Annotated in this window: 15 protein-coding genes; all 15 read right to left on the bottom strand. The window is 63.8% G+C overall.

What is annotated here, in order from left to right; translation table 11 throughout:
• Positions 1-4: 4 nt before the first annotated feature.
• A complete protein-coding gene (locus tag K7H91_RS00765) occupies positions 5-1,009 on the bottom strand; it encodes an ArsR/SmtB family transcription factor (protein WP_230718257.1) in 1,005 nt (334 codons plus the stop codon).
• Positions 1,010-1,452: 443 nt separating this feature from the next.
• Positions 1,453-2,931 carry a LysM peptidoglycan-binding domain-containing protein gene (locus K7H91_RS00770; protein WP_230718259.1) on the bottom strand — a complete coding sequence of 493 codons (1,479 nt, stop codon included), beginning with the start codon at positions 2,929-2,931 and terminating at the stop codon, positions 1,453-1,455.
• 130 nt (positions 2,932-3,061) lie between these two features.
• Positions 3,062-3,715, bottom strand: a complete 654-nt coding sequence (locus tag K7H91_RS00775) for a protein-L-isoaspartate(D-aspartate) O-methyltransferase (RefSeq protein ID WP_230718261.1) — start codon at positions 3,713-3,715, stop codon at positions 3,062-3,064.
• 16 nt (positions 3,716-3,731) lie between these two features.
• Positions 3,732-4,490: a 5'/3'-nucleotidase SurE gene (gene surE, locus K7H91_RS00780; protein ID WP_230718263.1), complete on the bottom strand. Its 759-nt coding sequence runs from the start codon at positions 4,488-4,490 to the stop codon at positions 3,732-3,734.
• 7 nt (positions 4,491-4,497) lie between these two features.
• Positions 4,498-5,781 (bottom strand): serine--tRNA ligase, encoded by a 1,284-nt coding sequence (gene serS / locus K7H91_RS00785; RefSeq protein ID WP_230718265.1) that lies wholly within the window; start codon positions 5,779-5,781, stop codon positions 4,498-4,500.
• Between the two features lie 91 nt (positions 5,782-5,872).
• Positions 5,873-6,691 carry a twin-arginine translocase subunit TatC gene (gene tatC, locus K7H91_RS00790; protein WP_230718267.1) on the bottom strand — a complete coding sequence of 273 codons (819 nt, stop codon included), beginning with the start codon at positions 6,689-6,691 and terminating at the stop codon, positions 5,873-5,875.
• Complete coding sequence (tatB, locus tag K7H91_RS25660; protein WP_330165981.1) at positions 6,688-7,242, bottom strand: Sec-independent protein translocase protein TatB; 555 nt, start codon at positions 7,240-7,242, stop codon at positions 6,688-6,690. Before tatB ends, tatC begins: the two co-directional genes overlap by 4 nt.
• A gap of 40 nt (positions 7,243-7,282) precedes the next feature.
• Positions 7,283-7,498, bottom strand: coding sequence for a twin-arginine translocase TatA/TatE family subunit (locus K7H91_RS00800; RefSeq protein ID WP_230718269.1), 216 nt, complete (start codon positions 7,496-7,498; stop codon positions 7,283-7,285).
• A gap of 18 nt (positions 7,499-7,516) precedes the next feature.
• Positions 7,517-8,656: an ABC transporter ATP-binding protein gene (locus tag K7H91_RS00805; protein ID WP_419197422.1), complete on the bottom strand. Its 1,140-nt coding sequence runs from the start codon at positions 8,654-8,656 to the stop codon at positions 7,517-7,519.
• A 28-nt stretch (positions 8,657-8,684) separates the two neighbouring features.
• A complete protein-coding gene (gene scpB, locus K7H91_RS00810; RefSeq protein ID WP_230718273.1) occupies positions 8,685-9,380 on the bottom strand; it encodes an SMC-Scp complex subunit ScpB in 696 nt (231 codons plus the stop codon).
• Positions 9,377-10,198: a segregation and condensation protein A gene (locus K7H91_RS00815; protein ID WP_230718275.1), complete on the bottom strand. Its 822-nt coding sequence runs from the start codon at positions 10,196-10,198 to the stop codon at positions 9,377-9,379. Before K7H91_RS00815 ends, scpB begins: the two co-directional genes overlap by 4 nt.
• 2 nt (positions 10,199-10,200) lie before the next feature.
• On the bottom strand, positions 10,201-11,220 hold the full coding sequence (nagZ, locus tag K7H91_RS00820; protein WP_230718277.1) for a beta-N-acetylhexosaminidase: 1,020 nt from the start codon (positions 11,218-11,220) through the stop codon (positions 10,201-10,203).
• Positions 11,221-11,332: 112 nt separating this feature from the next.
• On the bottom strand, positions 11,333-13,576 hold the full coding sequence (locus K7H91_RS00825; RefSeq protein WP_230718279.1) for an SPOR domain-containing protein: 2,244 nt from the start codon (positions 13,574-13,576) through the stop codon (positions 11,333-11,335).
• A gap of 57 nt (positions 13,577-13,633) precedes the next feature.
• A complete protein-coding gene (gene argS / locus K7H91_RS00830; RefSeq protein WP_230718280.1) occupies positions 13,634-15,394 on the bottom strand; it encodes an arginine--tRNA ligase in 1,761 nt (586 codons plus the stop codon).
• 57 nt (positions 15,395-15,451) lie between these two features.
• Positions 15,452-16,669 (bottom strand): deoxyguanosinetriphosphate triphosphohydrolase, encoded by a 1,218-nt coding sequence (locus K7H91_RS00835; protein ID WP_230718282.1) that lies wholly within the window; start codon positions 16,667-16,669, stop codon positions 15,452-15,454.
• Between the last annotated feature and the right edge of the window lie 94 nt (positions 16,670-16,763).

The following is a 16,763-nucleotide window of genomic DNA, read 5'->3' on the forward strand; positions in this document are numbered from 1 at the left end:
TGCCTCAGACACTCCTCGCAAAAGTCTTTTCATTGCCGCCGGCCACCAGCCGGCGGGGATCGCGCGCAAGCCAGACCGTCACCGTCAGCGACGGTTCGCTTGCAGCCGCGAACGGAAGATCGATCACCTTTTCCACGTCAAGCCCGGCTTCCTGCATCCAGTCTTCCATCGCCTGGTGGGAAAAGCCGAGACGCAGATGCGCATGGTCGGCGCGCAGATATTCCAGGTCATGCGGCGCGAAATCGATGACCGCCAGCCGCCCGCCGGGCCGCATCACGCGCGCGGCCTCCGCGATCGCTTCGTCCGGGTTTTCGAGGAAATGCAGCACCTGATGGACGATCACCAGATCGAAATCCTCGCTTTCAAGCGGCAGGTTCAGAATGTCGCCAAGCCGGACGACCGCGCGGGTCAGTCCCTCGGCATCGAGATTGGCGCGGGCGACGGCCAGCATGTCGCGGCTGGCATCAATGCCGACGGCGCGACGATAGACATCCTTCAGCAACAGCAGCATGCGCCCGGTGCCCGTGCCGAGATCGAGCATGTTCTGCACCGGCTTGTTGCCGATCAGGCTGACGAGGCATTCTTCCACCTCGGCCTCGGAAATGTGGAGGCGGCGCATCTGGTCCCACTCGCCGGCATGCTGGGCGAAATAGGCCTCCGCCTTTTCCGCTCGCGCCTGCTTGACCGCCGCAAGGCGGGCGACGTCGCGCTCCAGCGCCGAATCCTCCAGCGATGCATGGGCGAGAATCTGGCGCACGAGGCGCGCGGGCGGGCCTTCGTCGCGAAGCCGGAAATAGGCCCACGCCCCCTCCTGATAGCGATCGATCAGGCCGGCTTCGGAAAGCAGTTTCAGGTGGCGCGAAATGCGCGGCTGCGACTGGCCGAGAATGTCGGTAAGATCGGAGACCGTGAGGTCGCCTGCCGAAAGCAGCGCGATCAGCCTGAGCCGCGTGGGCTCGCCCACCGCCTTCAGCACCTCCACCATGGTTTCCAGATCGAATTTCGCCATCTACCGACTTTCATCAAGATATAAAGATATCTTTATATAGGTTGCGAGGCTTACGCAAGCCCGCTGATGAAACATGGTACAATAGCAGAGCTGTGCTGCCCACCATCGCAAGGCGGCGTAAGCGAAACAGCGAACCTGATCAGCCGGCAAATTGCTCGGACAAGCAAAACAGCGCCCCTCGGCGCCGCCAGTTTTCTGACAAACACTGCCCCACATTCCGGGTCATCCTCGGGCTTGACCCGAGGATCCAGGCCGCCCGGCAGGGCTTGCCATAAGTCTTTCGCAAATTCAGCGACTTAATCCGCCTGGATGCTCGGATCAAGTCCGAGCATAACCCACGACGAGGGGCCGACAACATACGATGGCCCAAGCCGCAGCTTTGTCTACAGTCTGACGGCGTCGTTCAGTGACGTGCAGCCATCTCGCAATTCAATGTCGGTCTCTCAGCCGTTGAGGAACGGCATCGGGTCGACGGCGGTGGTGTTGTCGCGGACCTCGAAATGGACCATGGGGCGCTGCGCCTTGCCGCTCATGCCGGATGTAGCGATGGTCTGGCCGCGCTGGACGCTGTCGCCGCGCTTGACCTTCAGCTCCTCGGCATAGCCATAGACCGTGACCCGGCCATCGTCATGGCGGATCAGGATCGCGTTGCCGTAATCGGAGAGCCCGTCATCGGCATAGACCACGACGCCGTTTTCAGCGGCCTTGATCGGCGTGCCCTGAGGAACCGAAATATCGATGCCCTCGGATATATCGTCGCCATAGGGCTGGCCGAAGCCGACAACCACCGCGCCCTTGACGGGCCAGCGATAGGTGGCGATGCCGGTGCCTTCCGGCACCTCCTCGCCCGCGTCGGTTCTCACCGCAACCTCTTCCACGACGGCCGTCGTTTCGGCGGCCGGCGGCTGGTAGGGCTTGGGACTGTCTGCGGTCTCCGCGGTCTTGTTGACCGGGGTCGTCGGCGCCGCGGCGGCGGTCTGCACCGGGGCCGGTGCGCCCTTGCTCGGAATGACGAGCTTCTGGCCGATGCGGATATTGGCCGACGTCAGGCCGTTGGCCGCCTTCAGCGCATCAACCGTGACGCCATAGGATTTCGCGATGGTGTAGAGGCTGTCGCCGCTCTTGACGGAATAGGTGTTGCCATCGCCGCTCTCGCCGTTGCGGGCGGCGGAAGCCGTGCTGGTCGCCTCCACGCTCTGACGTTCGCGAACGCCCGCCGTTCCCGGCAGAACGGCGACGCGCTGATCGGGCGTATCGGAGGGAAGTTGCGTCGGCGCGGCCGGCGGCAGACCCTGGGTCTGGCTCGCGGACTTGGCAACCGAGGGCTGGCTGGAGACGACCGGAACGACCAGAACCTGGCCCGGGCGCACCTGAGAGGCGCTGGTGAGCCCGTTGAGGCGCAGAAGGTCCTGCTCGCTGACGCCATTACGGCTGGCAAAGGCTGAAAGCGATTCGTCCGAACGCATCATCACGCGCCGCGTCGCCACATCCTGCGTGCTGGAGGGCAGCGTGCTCGGCTGACCGACGGCGGCCGGCTGCGGCGCGGGATTGGCCGGCTGGGCGAGCGCCGCTGTCTGTGTTGGCGCTGCCGGCGGCGGCAGCGTGTTGCTCTGCACCGTCACCGGCGTGGTCGCCATGCGGGCGCCCGAACCGGCTGTGGTTGCGGTATTGATTGGCTGGTTGCTGTAAACGGCCTGGCCGGAGGAAGCCGATGGCAGGCCCTGATATCCGCCGCCGCCGACATTGGCGGGCGGCACGAGCTGCTGATATTGGGGAACGACCGAGCCGGTGGTCATCGTGTCCGGCCCATTGCTGAGGCGCGAGGTTTCAGAACTGCACCCGGCGGCCAATATGGCCAGCGACGAAACGAGCAGTACGCCTTGTGTTGCTTTGCCGACTTCCGGCAGCCCAGAAATACGCATGAACCGACCCTGTACGCTTGAACTCTTTACTGCACCGGTTTTAACCACATCAGAGTTACCGCACGGTTAAAGCCGGCAGCGAAGCGCGAAATTCAGGGACGAGAAGTCCGGTCAGCCGGAAAATGAAGCGTTACAGGGCCTTTGAAAGTCCGCGTTCGGCGGCGATATAGGGAACCTCGAACAGGTCCTGACGTTCGAACCGGCTTCCGATCCGCGTCATGCGCACCATCAGCGGCGGCGCGCCCTCACGGATCAGCGGGGCCATGATGACGCCGTTGGAGACAAGCTGCTCGACGCGGGCGCGCGGAATTTCCGGCACCGCCACGGTATAGAGGATACGGTCGAAAGTGCCCTCGCCGCTCATGCCCTCGCGGCCATCGGCCTGGCGCACGACAACCCTTTGCAGCGAAAGTTCGGCAAGACGCCGACGCGCGAGATCGGCGAGCGTGCGGTAGCGCTCCACCGTCAGCACCCGCTCGGCAACGCGCCCCATGATGGCCGCGGTATAGCCCGAGCCCGTGCCGACCTCGAGCACGCGCTGGCCGGGCTTCACCTTGAGGATATCGATCAGGCGGATGGCGAGATCGGCGCTTTCCATGAACGCGCCGCATTCGATCGGCACCGATCGTCCGCTATAGGCATAGGGCGAAAGATGAGACGGCGTGAACAACGAGCGCGGCGTTGCCTCGACCGCCGACAACAGGTCCAGATTGGTGACGCCACCTGCGCGAAGGCGCATCACAAGCGCCGCGAACCCTTCCCGTTCCTGAAGCTTCGTCGCCACCGCCATCCCTTTCAAATCAGCCGAGCGCCGCCTTGATCCTGTCGCGAACCACATGGTCGGTCAAGTCGAGCTTCAGCGGCGTGACCGACAGATAATTCTCGCCGATCGCCTGCAGGTCGCTGTCGTCGGCGAACGCGCTGAGACGCTCGCGGAAGGTCAGCCAGTAATAGGGAAGCCCGCGACCATCGGACCGCTTGTCGACCGAAAGGCCCGATTCGAGCTTGCCCTGCGCGGTGACCCGCACGCCCTTGACCTCGTCCGGCGTGCAGCACGGGAAATTGACGTTCAAGAAGGTGCCCTCGGGAAGCTCGAGCGACAGCAGCTTGTCGATCAGCGCCGGGGCATGGCGCTCGGCCACCTCCCAGGGAAAATAGCGCCGTCCATCATCGTAATTGCCGGTCTGGCTGAGCGCGATCGAGCGTACGCCCTGCATCGTGCCCTCGATCGCCGCGGCGATCGTGCCGGAATAGGTGACGTCGTCGGCCATGTTGGCGCCGGAATTGATCCCGGAGAGGATGAGGTCCGGCGGCTCGGGCAGCACTTCGCGCACGGCCATGATCACGCAGTCCGTCGGCGTGCCGCGCAGCGCATATTCCTTCTCGCCCATCTGACGGAGCCTGAGCGGCTCCGAGAGCGTCAGCGAATGGGCAAGGCCGCTCTGGTCGGTCTCCGGCGCCACCGTCCAGACGTCGTCGGAAAGCTGGGCGGCAAGGGATTGCAGCACGACAAGGCCGGGGCCGTGAATGCCATCGTCATTGGTCAGCAGAATGCGCATATCGATCTCACTTCGCCTTCTCGATGCGGGTCATGCCGCCCATATAGGGCACCAGCACATCCGGCACCGTGACGGAACCATCTTCATTGAGGTAATTCTCGACGACGGCGATCAGCGCGCGGCCGACAGCCACGCCGGACCCGTTCAGCGTATGCACGAAGCGGGTCTGCTTCTCCTCCTTGCCGCGATAGCGCGCATTCATGCGCCGGGCCTGGAAATCGCCGCAGACCGAGCAGGACGAGATCTCGCGATAGGTATCCTGCCCCGGCAGCCAGACCTCGATGTCATAGGTCTTGCGCGCCGAAAAGCCCATATCGCCGGTCGAAAGCGCCATGACGCGGTAATGCAGGCCGAGCTTCTTCAGCACGTCCTCGGCCGCTGCCGTCATCCGCTCGAGTTCATCGAGTGAGCTTTCGGCATCGGTGATCGAGACCATCTCGCATTTCAGGAACTGATGCTGGCGCAGCATGCCGCGGGTATCGCGCCCGGCCGAGCCTGCCTCCGAACGGAAGCAATAGGTCAGCGCAGAATAGCGCAGCGGCAGTTCCTCCGCCGGCAGGATTTCACCTGACACCAGATTTGTAAGCGGCACTTCCGCCGTCGGGATCATCCAGCGATCCTCCGAGGCCTTGAACAGGTCCTCGGAAAATTTCGGCAGCTGCCCTGTCCCGAACAGCGCCTCATCGCGCACCAGAAGCGGCGGGCTGACTTCCTGATAGCCATGCTCCGTGGTGTGCATGTCGATCATGAACTGGCCAAGCGCCCGCTCCAGCCGGGCGAATGCGCCGGTCAGTACCGTGAAGCGCGAGCCCGACAGCTTTGCCGCCCGTTCGAAATCCATGCCGCCCAGCGCCTCGCCGATCTCGAAATGCTCTTTCGCGGCGTGATTCCAGCCGGGCTTTTCGCCCCAGCGGCGGATTTCGACATTGGCCTCCTCGTCCTCGCCGACCGGCACATCGTCGAGCGGCACGTTGGGGATGCCGGCGAGAAGATCGTCCAGCGCTGTCGTCGCCTCGCGCTCCTCCGTTTCCAGCGTCGGCATCGCGGTCTTGATTTCCGAAACCTCGGCCTTCAGCTTTTCAGCCAGTTCTGCATCCTTGCGGCCCATCGCGATGCCGATCTCCTTGGAGGCGGCGTTGCGGCGGGACTGCATTTCCTGGAGGCGCTGCACGACGGAGCGGCGCTTCTCATCCAGATCGACGATTTCTGCGGCAAGCGGCCTGGCGCCGCGCGCGGCCAGCGCCTTGTCGAGCGCCTCCGGGTTTTCGCGAATCCATTTGATATCGAGCATGATGAAGCTTCCAGAAAAGTAAAAGGGTCGCCGGTCAATTTCCCGGCGGCCCTCTTGTGCCCAACTCATATCAAAAGCGCAAGTGGAAGGACTAAGCCTCGTCTTCTTCCGAGGCGCTCTCTTCCTCTGTGGCTTCGACGCGCTTGCGCTCCACAATCCGCGCCGCGTAGATCGCGACCTCGTAGAGAAGCACGGTCGGAAGCGCCAGACCGAGCTGCGAGAGCGGATCGGGCGGGGTCAGGATGGCGGCGATGATGAAGGCGATCACGATCGCGAATTTGCGCTGCTTGCCGAGCCACTCGGAAGACACCAGCCCGACGCGCGCCATCAGCGTGGTGACCACCGGCAACTGGAATACCAGGCCGAAGGCCAGCACCAGCGACATGATCAGGCTCAGATATTCCGACACTTTCGGCAGCAGCGAAATCGCCACCTCGCCCTCTCCAGCGGTTTGCTGCATGCCGAGGAAGAACAGCATGACCACCGGGATCAGGAAGAAATAGACGATGGCGCCGCCGATGATGAACAGCACCGGCGAGGCCACCAGGAACGGCAGAAAGGCCGACCGCTCGTTGCGGTAAAGACCGGGGGCAACGAAGCTGTAGACCTGAAAGGCGATCACCGGAAAGGCCAGAAGCAGGCCGCCGAACAGCGAGATCTTGATCTGGGTGAAGAAGAATTCCTGCGGCGCGGTGTAAATGAGCTGCATCTTCTCCGGATCATGTCCGGACCACATCACCGCCCATTTATAGGGCAGGACCAGAATGTTGAAGAGATCCTTGGCGAAGGCGAAACAGAGCAGGAAGCCGAGGAAGAAAGCCACCAGCGACCAGACAAGGCGCTTTCTGAGCTCGATCAGATGCTCGACAAGCGGTTGCGGCTTGTCGTTGATATCGTTTTCTGCGCTCATCGCCCGCTCCTGCGTCCACCGGACGATTTCGATTTGACCGGCCTGGGCGCGGCCTTGAAGCCGGGCCTGTGGCTGACAAGCTTTTCGTCCCGAGGCTTCGAGACCAGCGCCGGTGCAGCCTCATCCTTCTTCGCCGCCGCCTTGTCGAACGCGTTGACGGACGAGACATCGGGGTTTGTGCCGGGCGTGGGATAGGACGTCTTCTTCAGTTCCGGCCCATCGGCTTTGGGTTTCGGCTTGTTATCGAGCGCGGTCGATTTTTTGAGATCGTTGTCGATATCCCGCGCGGTCTGCCGCAGGGGATTGATTGCGTCGCGCAACTGATTGGCGGGATTGATTTTTCTGACGTCCCGGATCGCCGTCGAGACGTCTTCCATATCCGCCTCTTTCAGCGCATCGTCCATCTGGGAGCGGAAATCGGACGCCATGCGCCGGAACTTCGTCATGGTCTTGCCGAAGGTCCTCAGCACATGCGGAAGTTCGCGGGGCCCGACGACAACGACCAGCACGATCGCCACGACCAAAAGCTCGGTCCAGCCAATGTCAAGCATTCACATTCTCCTGCGGCCAGCCGTTGCCGGCTGCCCGGCATCAGCCCTGCTTGGTCTCGTCTGCCCTGTGGTCAACAGTGTGCTCGACGGTCTTGTCCTTGTCCGCCGGCTTTTCTTCGTCGTCCGAAATGCCCTTCTTGAAGCTCTTGATGCCCTTGGCGACATCGCCCATGAGTTCGGGAATCTTGCCGCGGCCGAAAAGCAGCACGACAATCGCCAGAATGATGAGCAGCTGCCAGATACCGAGATTACCCATAACCAAATCTCCTGTTACTTAGGTGTCTCTGGTGTAAGGCGTTTGCTCGCGATTTTCAAATACCAAAATAGTCTGATCGTCGACTTCGACAAAAACCCGCGCCGCCCCCTCGCCGATCGCGCCGGCGGAAACGCTGGCGTCGACAACATGCGACGTACCCTCGATCCTCAGCCGGAACAGTTCCTGGGTGCCGAGAAAGCGGCGTTCGAGCACCTCCGCCGGCTGGCCGGAAAGCGTCGCCTCCTGGTTCAGCCGGATATCGCCGGGACGGATCGCGAACGTGACAGGACCGTCTGGCATGGGGACGGCCAACGGACGGTTGCCAAAGGGAGTTTCAACCCGTCCTGTTTCAACTTTCCCCTCGAAACGATTGATTTCAGAGAAAAAAGAGGCGGCGAACAGGCTCTCCGGGCGGGAGAACAGCGCGCGCGGCGTGCCCGTCTGCACCAGATGTCCGTCCTTCAGCAAGGCGATCCTGTCGGCCACCCCCATCGCCTCGCCGGGGTCGTGGGTAACGATCATGACGGTCGCGCCGGTCTCGCGCAAAACGGCCAGCGTTTCGGCCCGCACCTGATCCTTCAGCCGCGAATCGAGGCCGGAAAACGGCTCGTCCATCAACAGCACGGAAGGGCGCGGGGCGACGGCGCGCGCCAGCGCCACCCGCTGCTGCTCGCCGCCCGACAGCATATGCGGGTATTTGTCGCGATAGCCGGAAAGGCCGACCCGCGCCAGCGCCTCGCCGACGGCGGCCTGCCGTGACGCTCTTGGCAGGCGTTGCAGCCCGAAGGCGACATTGTCGGCGACCGTCATATGCGGAAACAGGGCAAAATCCTGAAACATCAACCCGATGCCGCGCCGCTCCGGCGGCAGGAAGGTCGAAGGGCCGGTCACCTCGACGCCATCGATCAGCAGCCGACCGTGATGCGGCCGTTCGAGGCCGGCGGCGATGCGCAGAAGCGTGCTTTTTCCCGAACCGGACGGCCCCAGCAGGCACAGGACCTCGCCGGGCGCGGCCGACAGCGACACGCCCTTGACGACGTCGCCCTGGCCATAGCCGTGGCGGATATCTTCAAAACCGAGCCGCGCGGTCAGACCGCTCTCGGCTACAGGGCGCCGGGCAAAATTCATCGCCGCTCCAGAACGTTTTTGCCTCGCCATACATCGGCGCGACGGCTTTTTCTAGAGCTTATTCATCATGTTTACCGCCCGGTGTCAAAAGCCCCAGATCCTCGAGGTCCGCGGCGTCCAGCGGCTCTTCGTCATCGGCAAGGTCTTCATCATCGTTGAGCGGCAGCGGTATCTGGAAGCCGGGCGGTATCCGGCCAGACAAGAGCCCCGCCCCGCGCAACTCCTCAAGGCCCGGCAGGTCGCGGATCTCCTCAAGGCCGAAATGGTCGAGAAAGCTGCGGGTGGTGCCCATGGTCACCGGCCGGCCGGGCGTGCGCCGGCGGCCGCGAAAGCGGACCCAGCCCGCCTCCATCAACACGTCGAGCGTGCCCTTGGAGGTCTGAACGCCCCGGATTTCCTCGATCTCGGCGCGGGTCACCGGCTGGTGGTAGGCGATGATCGACAGCACTTCGAGTGCTGCGCGGGTAAGCTTGCGCGCCTCGCGCTCGCCGCGGTGGATGACGAAGGAGAGATCGGCGGCGGTGCGGAACGCCCAGTGGTCCTCGACGCGCACCAGATTGACGCCGCGATTGCGGTATTGTTCGGCAAGGCCCGCCATCAGCTCGGCCACTTCGACGCCCTCGGGAATGCGCTCGGCAATATAGGCCTCGCTCACCGGTTCGGCCGAGGCGAAAACCAGCGCCTCGGCGATCCGCTCGGCCTCCAGCATCCGTTCCGGGCTCAACGATTCTTCGTTGTCCTCGGGCTCGCTCATTCGGCGGCCTCGCCGGTGAAGGGCTCGCTCCTGCTTCTGCCGCGACGCATCATCAGCGGCGCGAAGGCCTCGTCCTGTCTCAGGTCAAGCCTGCCCTCGCGCGCCAGTTCCAGCGAGGCGGCGAAGGTGCTGGCGATCGCGGTGCGCAGGTCCTCCGGCCGGGCAAGATAACGCAACAGATAACGGTCGAGCGCAGTCCATTCACCGATCTCGCCGATCAGCCCCTGCAGCAGTTCGCGCGCATCGGTGAGCGACCACACGTGACGCAGGGCGATCGTCACCTCGCTGACCGCCTCGCGCTGACGCATATTGGCATAGGCGTCCAGCAGTTCGTAAAGCGACGCCATGTAGCGGGAGCCGGTTTCATCGGGGATATGTTCCGGCGCGCCCCGGCGGAAGACATCGCGGTCGAGCCGGTTGCGGTTGATGAGCTGGCTTGCGGCATCGCGCATCGCCTCCAGCCGCTTGAGGCGGTAGGCGAGCGTTGCCGCCATATCCTCGCCCGAAGGCTCCTCGTCGCTCGGCCTTTTGGGGATCAGCAGCCGCGATTTCAGATAGGCAAGCCAGGCGGCCATGACCAGATAATCGGCGGCCAGCTCGATGCGGATGCGCCGCGCGCTTTCGATAAAGGCGAGATACTGCTCGGCGAGCGCCAGAACCGAAATCCGGGCCAGATCCACCTTCTGTGTGCGCGCCAGATGCAGCAACAGATCGAGCGGCCCTTCAAAACCGCCGACATCGATCACCAACACCGCCTCGCCGGCCGCGCGCACCTCGACAGTGGCATTCTCGCTTTCGGGGAAGAAACTGTCCTGCATGGTCAGCTCCCAGCCTGAAGAAGGGCATCGAGATGGCGCGACAGCGCGGCGAGATCGGCGTCATCGGCCGTTGGCCGGCCCGCCATCACCCGTTCGCTGCGGATCAGGGCGGCGCCGGAAAGCATTGGAGCGGCATCGGCAACGGCGCGCATCTCGTCCATCTTGCCGTTGCAGTGAAGAATGATGTCGATGCCGGCGGCCGCGACAGCGCGGGCGCGCGCGCCGATATCGCCGGCCAGCGCGTTCATCGAGATATCGTCGGAGATGATCAGCCCGTCGAAACCGATCGAGCCGCGCATCACCTGCTCGACCACCTTCGCCGAGGTGGAGGCCGGGTTCTCGGCGTCAACCGCCTCGAACAGCACATGGCAGGTCATCGCCATCAGAATGCCGGTGATTTCGCGAAACGGCCGGAAATCGCGCTCGGCGAGCAGCGCCAGCGGCTCTTTGACCACCGGAAGGCCGATATGGGAATCGGCAAGGCCGCGCCCGTGGCCCGGCATGTGCTTGATCACCGGCAGCACGCCGCCGGCTTTCAGCCCGTCGGCCATGGCCTGCGCCAGAACCCGCACCTGGTCGGGGTCCGAACCGAAAGCGCGGTTGGCGATGAACCCGGTATCGGGTTCCGGCGGCATGTCGAGCACCGGGGCGCAGTCGACATCGACGCCGACGGACAAAAGATCCGCCGCGATCAGCCGCCCGCAGGCATAGGCCGCCTCCTTCGCTTCATCGGGAGCGGCAGCATAGCGCTTCCCGATCACCGAGGCGGCGGGATAATCGCGCACCAGCGGCGGGCGCAGACGACGCACGGTTCCGCCTTCCTGATCGATCAGCACCGGGGCATTGTGGCCGACAGCTGCGCGCAGTTCCGCCGTCAGCGCCCTCACCTGTTCCCTGGTTTCGAGATTGCGGCCGAACAGGATGAAGCCCCACGGCTGCTCCGCGCGGAAGAATGCTTTCTCCTCGGCGCTGAGGCGGGCGCCGGCGCAACCGAGAATCATGGCTTTCGCAGCGTCTGTCATGGGCGAATCATATGGGATCGGGACCAAAGCAAGAATAAGCCCCGACATTCATGCACAATTTTGTGTGGTCCTGCACGGCAAAAACACCAATTCGGCGCCCGCGCCGCCGAAATCAGCGCGGAACGAAGCAGCTTCCGCCTTCCGCCTTGTACTGCTCGCACAGCGACAGCGCTTCCGAAAGGCTGGAGGCCCCGATACGCACGCGATAATAAGTGCCCTTGCCGGCAATCGTCGCGGGAACGATCTCCGCCGGTCGCCGTCCGAGCACCGCCGGATGCTGTGCGCTGAGCCGTCGGTAAGCCTGCTCCGCTTCCTGCTGAGAAGGCAGCGACGCGATCTGCATGGCATAGGCCGAACCGGATTGCGCGCTTGGCTGCGGCGCCGTCGCGGCAGGCGCTGTGGTGGTCGTCGAAGCGGCGGGCGCCGGGCTGGAGGCAGGAGCCGGGGTGGCGGCGGCAACGCGCGCGGGCGCACCGCCCGGAGGCCGCGGCGTCGGCAGCGGCACATTGGCGATGCCGAAATCCTGTACGGGCTCTTCCGTGGCGGCCGGCTCTTCGGTCGCTTCGACTGCACCTTCGGCGGCTGCTTCTGCCACGGTGGCCGGCTCGGTGGCGGCCGGCGTTTCCGCGCCCGTTTCGTCCGTTACTCCAGCCGTCTGCGAGGCGGTCGTCGCTTGCGATGATGGGGGTGCCAGCGAGGGCGCGGCAGGCTCATCGCCGGCGCCGGCATTCGTGCTGTCCTGAGACACGGATGTGACAAGCTGGCCGTTTTCATCGGGAAGCGCGGATTGGGTCTCAATCCTTCTGACCCCGGTCGAGGGCGAAGAACTGGCCTCAGCCACATCGCGTTCGACCAGCGTGCCGTCGGGCCTGACGATCATGGTCCTGACCTTGCGGGGCTCAAGACCGCCGGTATCGGCTGTGCCGCTCGCAGCGCTGCCGGCCAGCGGATTGGGCGCGACGCTTTCAACATCGGTCGGCTCCTGGTCGGAGGCGATCAGGCTGCCCTGGCGCGGCGCTTCGGCCAGCGTCCCGGAGACATCGTTGAAGACGGCATTATCCTGATTGGGAACGACCTCGCCGCCCGGATCCTCCGGCGCTTCCTTGACGCTTGAATTGTCGGCCGTGATGACCACCGGCTCGCCGCCGCCATCGCCGGCGAAATAGCGCATGCCCGCGAACACGAACAGCACGGCCAGCGCAACCGCGGCAATGCCGATCAGGGCGACGCGCCCTGCTCCGAGGAAGGTCGCGGGCAGCAGGCCCGGACGACGCTCGCGATCGTCAAAGTCGTAATAGTCGTCATCGACCGCAGCTTCAAAGCCCTCGGCAGCATCGTTGTAGCCGGCCTGCGGCGGAACGGCCTGCCTGAGGGGTTCGTCATACGCTTCGCTGTGAGCGGCGGCGTAATAGTCGACCTCCTCCGGCAGGTCCGGCTGGGCGGGCGTCTCCTGCAGTGGATCGACCAGAGCCGGCTGGCTTGCCAGCACATCGGCAAGCTCTTCATCGAGGTCGAATTCGTAGGGCTCGGCGGAGGCGCGGGCCGGCACGACTTCGTCATCGCCCATCGGCGGCAGGTCGAGCTCATCGACCGGCGCGGGCGGCTCCTCAGTCGAAATCAGCGCGGCCGGATCGAAATCGCCGTCGCGATCGTCGTCGCCAGCCGCCACCTCGTCCAGCGGTCCCGGGCCGTCATCGGCCAGTTCGAGCTCCGAAAGCTCAAGCGCGATTTCATCGAGGTCGAGATCGAGCTCCTGATCCTCATGCGCCGCCGGCTGCCGCGGCTCGGGCGCGTATGCGGGTTCCGTCTGGTATTCCGGTTCCCGCTGCTGCGGCGGCTCCGGCTCGTATTCCGCCTTCGGCGCGTAGGTCGGTTCCGGCTGATATGGCGGCGGGGGCGCGACAGGTTCCTCTGCGGGCGGCGTCACATCGGTCTGGCGGGGGTCTTCCGGCTCGTATCCGCCAAGCGAACCGCGCAATTCGAAGCGGCCGAAATCATCCGGCTGCTCGTTCTCGGGCGCGGGGTCGGCCGGCATGCTGTCCCAGATGGAAGCCGGCCTCTCATCGGGCTCGAAGGGCTGAGGCTCGTCGTAAGGCCTCTCCTCTTCCGGCGCGAAGGACGGCTCGGCCGCGTGGCGCGACGGCGGCTCGGACCGTTCGGAAGGAGCAGAAAAGCTGTCGAACTCGCGCAACAGCTCGTCCGTCAGGTCATCCGCCGTTTCCGGCGGGTACGGACCTTCCTGTCGGCGCGGCGGCTCATTGTCAGACGTGCCGATCAACCTCGCCAGTTCGGCAAAGGGATCGTCCCCGTCAAAGCCGCCATTATTGCCGTTACCCGGCTTGTTCTTGTCTGCCATTTTCAAACCACCGAGGCTGCCATCGGCCACAAGGCCGACGGGAGAGTGCAGGTGGACCTAACGCATTTCCTGCGGCGCGTCGGTTCCCGTGAGAGCCAGTCCGGAACGCAATACGGCAGCGACAGAAGATACGAGTCCGAGCTTCGCAATCGTTGATTGTCTGTCACTCTCATTAATAAAGCGTAACTCCTGCTTTTCCTTCCCTTTATTCCAGTGGGAATGGAATTGCGACGCCAGATCATAGAGATAAAACGCCAGCCGATGCGGCTCTCGCATTGTCGCCGCCGATTCGACTACCCGCGGATATTCCGCAAGCTTGGCCACAACTCTAAGTTCTTCCGGTTCATAAGTCGCCTGCTTTACCGCATCTTCCAGTGTTTTTTGTGAAATTTCCAGTCCCGGGAAGTTCTCCTGGGCCTGCCGCAGGACAGACATGCAGCGCGCATGCGCATACTGGACATAGAATACCGGATTGTCTTTCGATTGCTCGGTAACCTTGGCGAAGTCGAAATCGAGCGGCTCGCTGCTCTTGCGGTAAAGCATCATGAAACGCACGGAATCGCGGCCGACCTCGTCGACGACCTCGCGCAGCGTCACGAAATTGCCCGACCGCTTGGACATCTTGAGCTCCTGCCCGCCGCGCATCAGCTTGACCATCTGGCACAACAGCACCGTCAGCTTGGTCTCGCCGCCGGAAACCGCCTTGGCAACCGCCTCCAGCCGTTTCACGTAGCCGCCATGGTCGGCGCCGAGAATATAGACCATCTCGTCGAAGCCGCGCTCGTACTTGTCGCGGAAATAGGCGACGTCGGCGGCGAAATAGGTGTAGCTGCCATCCGACTTGATCAGCGGCCTGTCGATATCGTCGCCCACCTCGGTGGAGCGGAACAGCGTCTGCTCGCGGTCCTCCCAGTCTTCCGGCGTCTGCCCCTTCGGCGGCGGCAGCGTGCCCTTGTAGACATGGCCCTTGAAGGTGAGATCGTTGATCGCGGACCGGATCGCAGCGGCATCGTCGGCATGAAGCTGACGCTCGGAGAAGAACACCTCATGGGTAACGTTGAGGGCGGCGAGATCGGCGCGGATCATCTCCATCATGGCATCAATCGCCCGGTCCTTGACGATCGGCATCCACTGGTCTTCCGGCAGATTGTGCAGCGACGGACCGAATTCCGCCTTCAGCGCCTCGCCGACCGGCACGAGATAGTCGCCCGGATAAAGGCCCTCGGGGATGTCGCCGACCGTCTCGCCGAGCGCCTCGCGATAGCGCAGGAATGCGGAGCGGGCGAGCACGTCGACCTGCGCGCCGGCATCGTTGATGTAATATTCCTTGGTCACCGCAAAGCCGGCGTAATCCAGGATATTGGCGAGCGTATCGCCCACCACCGCGCCGCGGCAATGGCCGACATGCATCGGCCCCGTCGGGTTGGCGGAGACATATTCGACGTTGATCTTGCGGCCCTTGCCGATTTCGCTGCGGCCAAAATCCTCGCCTTCGCGGACCAGCGCGAGCAGCACGCGCTGCCAGTAGCGCGGCGAAAACCGGATATTGATGAAGCCCGGACCGGCGATCGAAAGCTCGGCGATATCCTCATCGGCCTCAAGCGCGGCGACGATCTTTTCGGCAAGGTCGCGCGGCTTGGTCTCAAGCGGTTTGGACAGCACCAGCGCGGCGTTGACGGCAATATCGCCATGGCTCGGGTCGCGCGGCGGCTCCACCACGATGCGGGTGAAATCCAGCGTGTCGCGCTTTTCCGCGATTTCGGCAATCGTCAGCAGTTGTTCGTTCAGTCTGTGTTCGAAATCGGTAAAAAGGTTCATGTCAATTTCCATCCGCCGCCGCGCGGCCGGCGCAAAAGGGCGCAGTTTGCCGGGCTCCTACCGTAAATCGGGGGTATGGTCAAACAACTGGCGGTGCGTGTTGTAGGCATAGGTATCGGTCATGCCGGCGAGATAGTCGGCCACATGCCTGGCAAGCTGCGCCGGCTCCAGCCGCTCGATGCCCTCGCTCCACGAATGCGCGCCCATCAGCTTCGGGTCGGCGATATAGGCGTCGAAGAGGTCAGTCACGATCTGGGCCGCGCCCTTGCGGATCACCATGATATCCGGATTGCGGTAGATGTGGTGGAACAGCAGCTTCTTGATCTGGCGATCGATCTCCGCCATCGCCGGCGAGAAGGTGGCCAGCGTCATGCCGGCGCGGCGAACCTCATCGGCCGATTGCGGCGCGACCGTGCGCAGGTTCTCCTGGGCAACGCCGATCACGTCCTCGACCATGGCGGTGATCTGGCGGCGCATGATCTCGTTGGTGAACCGGCTCGATTCCAGCCCGGGATAGCGATCGCGCACCTCATACATCAGGCCGGCCAAAAACGGCACCTCCTCCAGCATGTCGTAGCTCAGATAGCCGGAGCGCAGCCCGTCATCAATATCGTGCGTGTTGTAAGCGATATCGTCGGCGATCGCGGCCACCTGCGCCTCCATGCTGGCATGGGTCGAAAGCCAGAGATCATGACGGGCGCAATAATCGAGGATCGGCTGCGGAACCGTCCCGCCAATGCCCTTCCTCTCTTCATCCTGCAAGGGACCGTTATGCTTGACGAGCCCCTCCAAAGCCTCCCAGGTCAGGTTGATCCCGTCGAATTCGGCATAGCGGCGCTCCAGCTTGGTCACGATCCTGAGCGATTGCGCATTATGGTCGAAGCCACCATAGGCGGCCATCTTCTCGTGCAGCGCATCCTCGCCGGTATGGCCGAACGGCGTATGGCCGAAATCATGCACCAGCGCCACACCCTCGGCGAGATCCTCGTCAAGCCGCAACGCGCGGGCGAGCGAGCGGGCAACCTGCGCCACCTCGATCGTATGGGTCAGGCGTGTGCGATAATGATCGCCGTCATTGGCGATGAACACCTGGGTCTTGTGCTTCAGACGGCGAAAGGCGGTGGTGTGGATGATGCGGTCGCGGTCGCGCTGAAACGGCGAGCGCGTCAGGCTGTCGGGCTCGGGGTAGAGCCGGCCGCGGCTTTCCCACGGATTGCAGGCATAGGGCGCGAGCGCCACATCGCCGAAACCCAATGCCGATTTGTCGATTGTCATGCTTATTCCTGTCGCGGGAAGTGTTCCTGCTTGCGTCCTGCCGGCCCCCCGGTTGCAGATAGACCGTTGACGGCTGTCACCGCCGTTCTTAACT

This window comes from Martelella mediterranea (assembly GCF_021021415.1).
Taxonomy (GTDB): domain Bacteria; phylum Pseudomonadota; class Alphaproteobacteria; order Rhizobiales; family Rhizobiaceae; genus Martelella; species Martelella mediterranea_C.

Excerpts from the sequence above, each read along its gene's own strand:
- tatC (WP_230718267.1), bottom strand. The coding sequence starts at position 6,691 with ATGAGCGCAGAAAACGATATCAACGACAAGCCGCAACCGCTTGTCGAG.
- scpB (WP_230718273.1), bottom strand. The coding sequence starts at position 9,380 with ATGAGCGAGCCCGAGGACAACGAAGAATCGTTGAGCCCGGAACGGATG.
- K7H91_RS00825 (WP_230718279.1), bottom strand. The coding sequence starts at position 13,576 with ATGGCAGACAAGAACAAGCCGGGTAACGGCAATAATGGCGGCTTTGAC.
- nagZ (WP_230718277.1), bottom strand. The coding sequence starts at position 11,220 with ATGACAGACGCTGCGAAAGCCATGATTCTCGGTTGCGCCGGCGCCCGC.
- K7H91_RS00805 (WP_419197422.1), bottom strand. The coding sequence starts at position 8,656 with ATGGCGAGGCAAAAACGTTCTGGAGCGGCGATGAATTTTGCCCGGCGC.
- surE (WP_230718263.1), bottom strand. The coding sequence starts at position 4,490 with ATGCGCATTCTGCTGACCAATGACGATGGCATTCACGGCCCCGGCCTT.
- K7H91_RS00770 (WP_230718259.1), bottom strand. The coding sequence starts at position 2,931 with ATGCGTATTTCTGGGCTGCCGGAAGTCGGCAAAGCAACACAAGGCGTA.
- K7H91_RS00800 (WP_230718269.1), bottom strand. The coding sequence starts at position 7,498 with ATGGGTAATCTCGGTATCTGGCAGCTGCTCATCATTCTGGCGATTGTC.
- argS (WP_230718280.1), bottom strand. The coding sequence starts at position 15,394 with ATGAACCTTTTTACCGATTTCGAACACAGACTGAACGAACAACTGCTG.
- K7H91_RS00835 (WP_230718282.1), bottom strand. The coding sequence starts at position 16,669 with ATGACAATCGACAAATCGGCATTGGGTTTCGGCGATGTGGCGCTCGCG.
- tatB (WP_330165981.1), bottom strand. The coding sequence starts at position 7,242 with ATGCTTGACATTGGCTGGACCGAGCTTTTGGTCGTGGCGATCGTGCTG.
- serS (WP_230718265.1), bottom strand. The coding sequence starts at position 5,781 with ATGCTCGATATCAAATGGATTCGCGAAAACCCGGAGGCGCTCGACAAG.
- K7H91_RS00765 (WP_230718257.1), bottom strand. The coding sequence starts at position 1,009 with ATGGCGAAATTCGATCTGGAAACCATGGTGGAGGTGCTGAAGGCGGTG.
- K7H91_RS00815 (WP_230718275.1), bottom strand. The coding sequence starts at position 10,198 with ATGCAGGACAGTTTCTTCCCCGAAAGCGAGAATGCCACTGTCGAGGTG.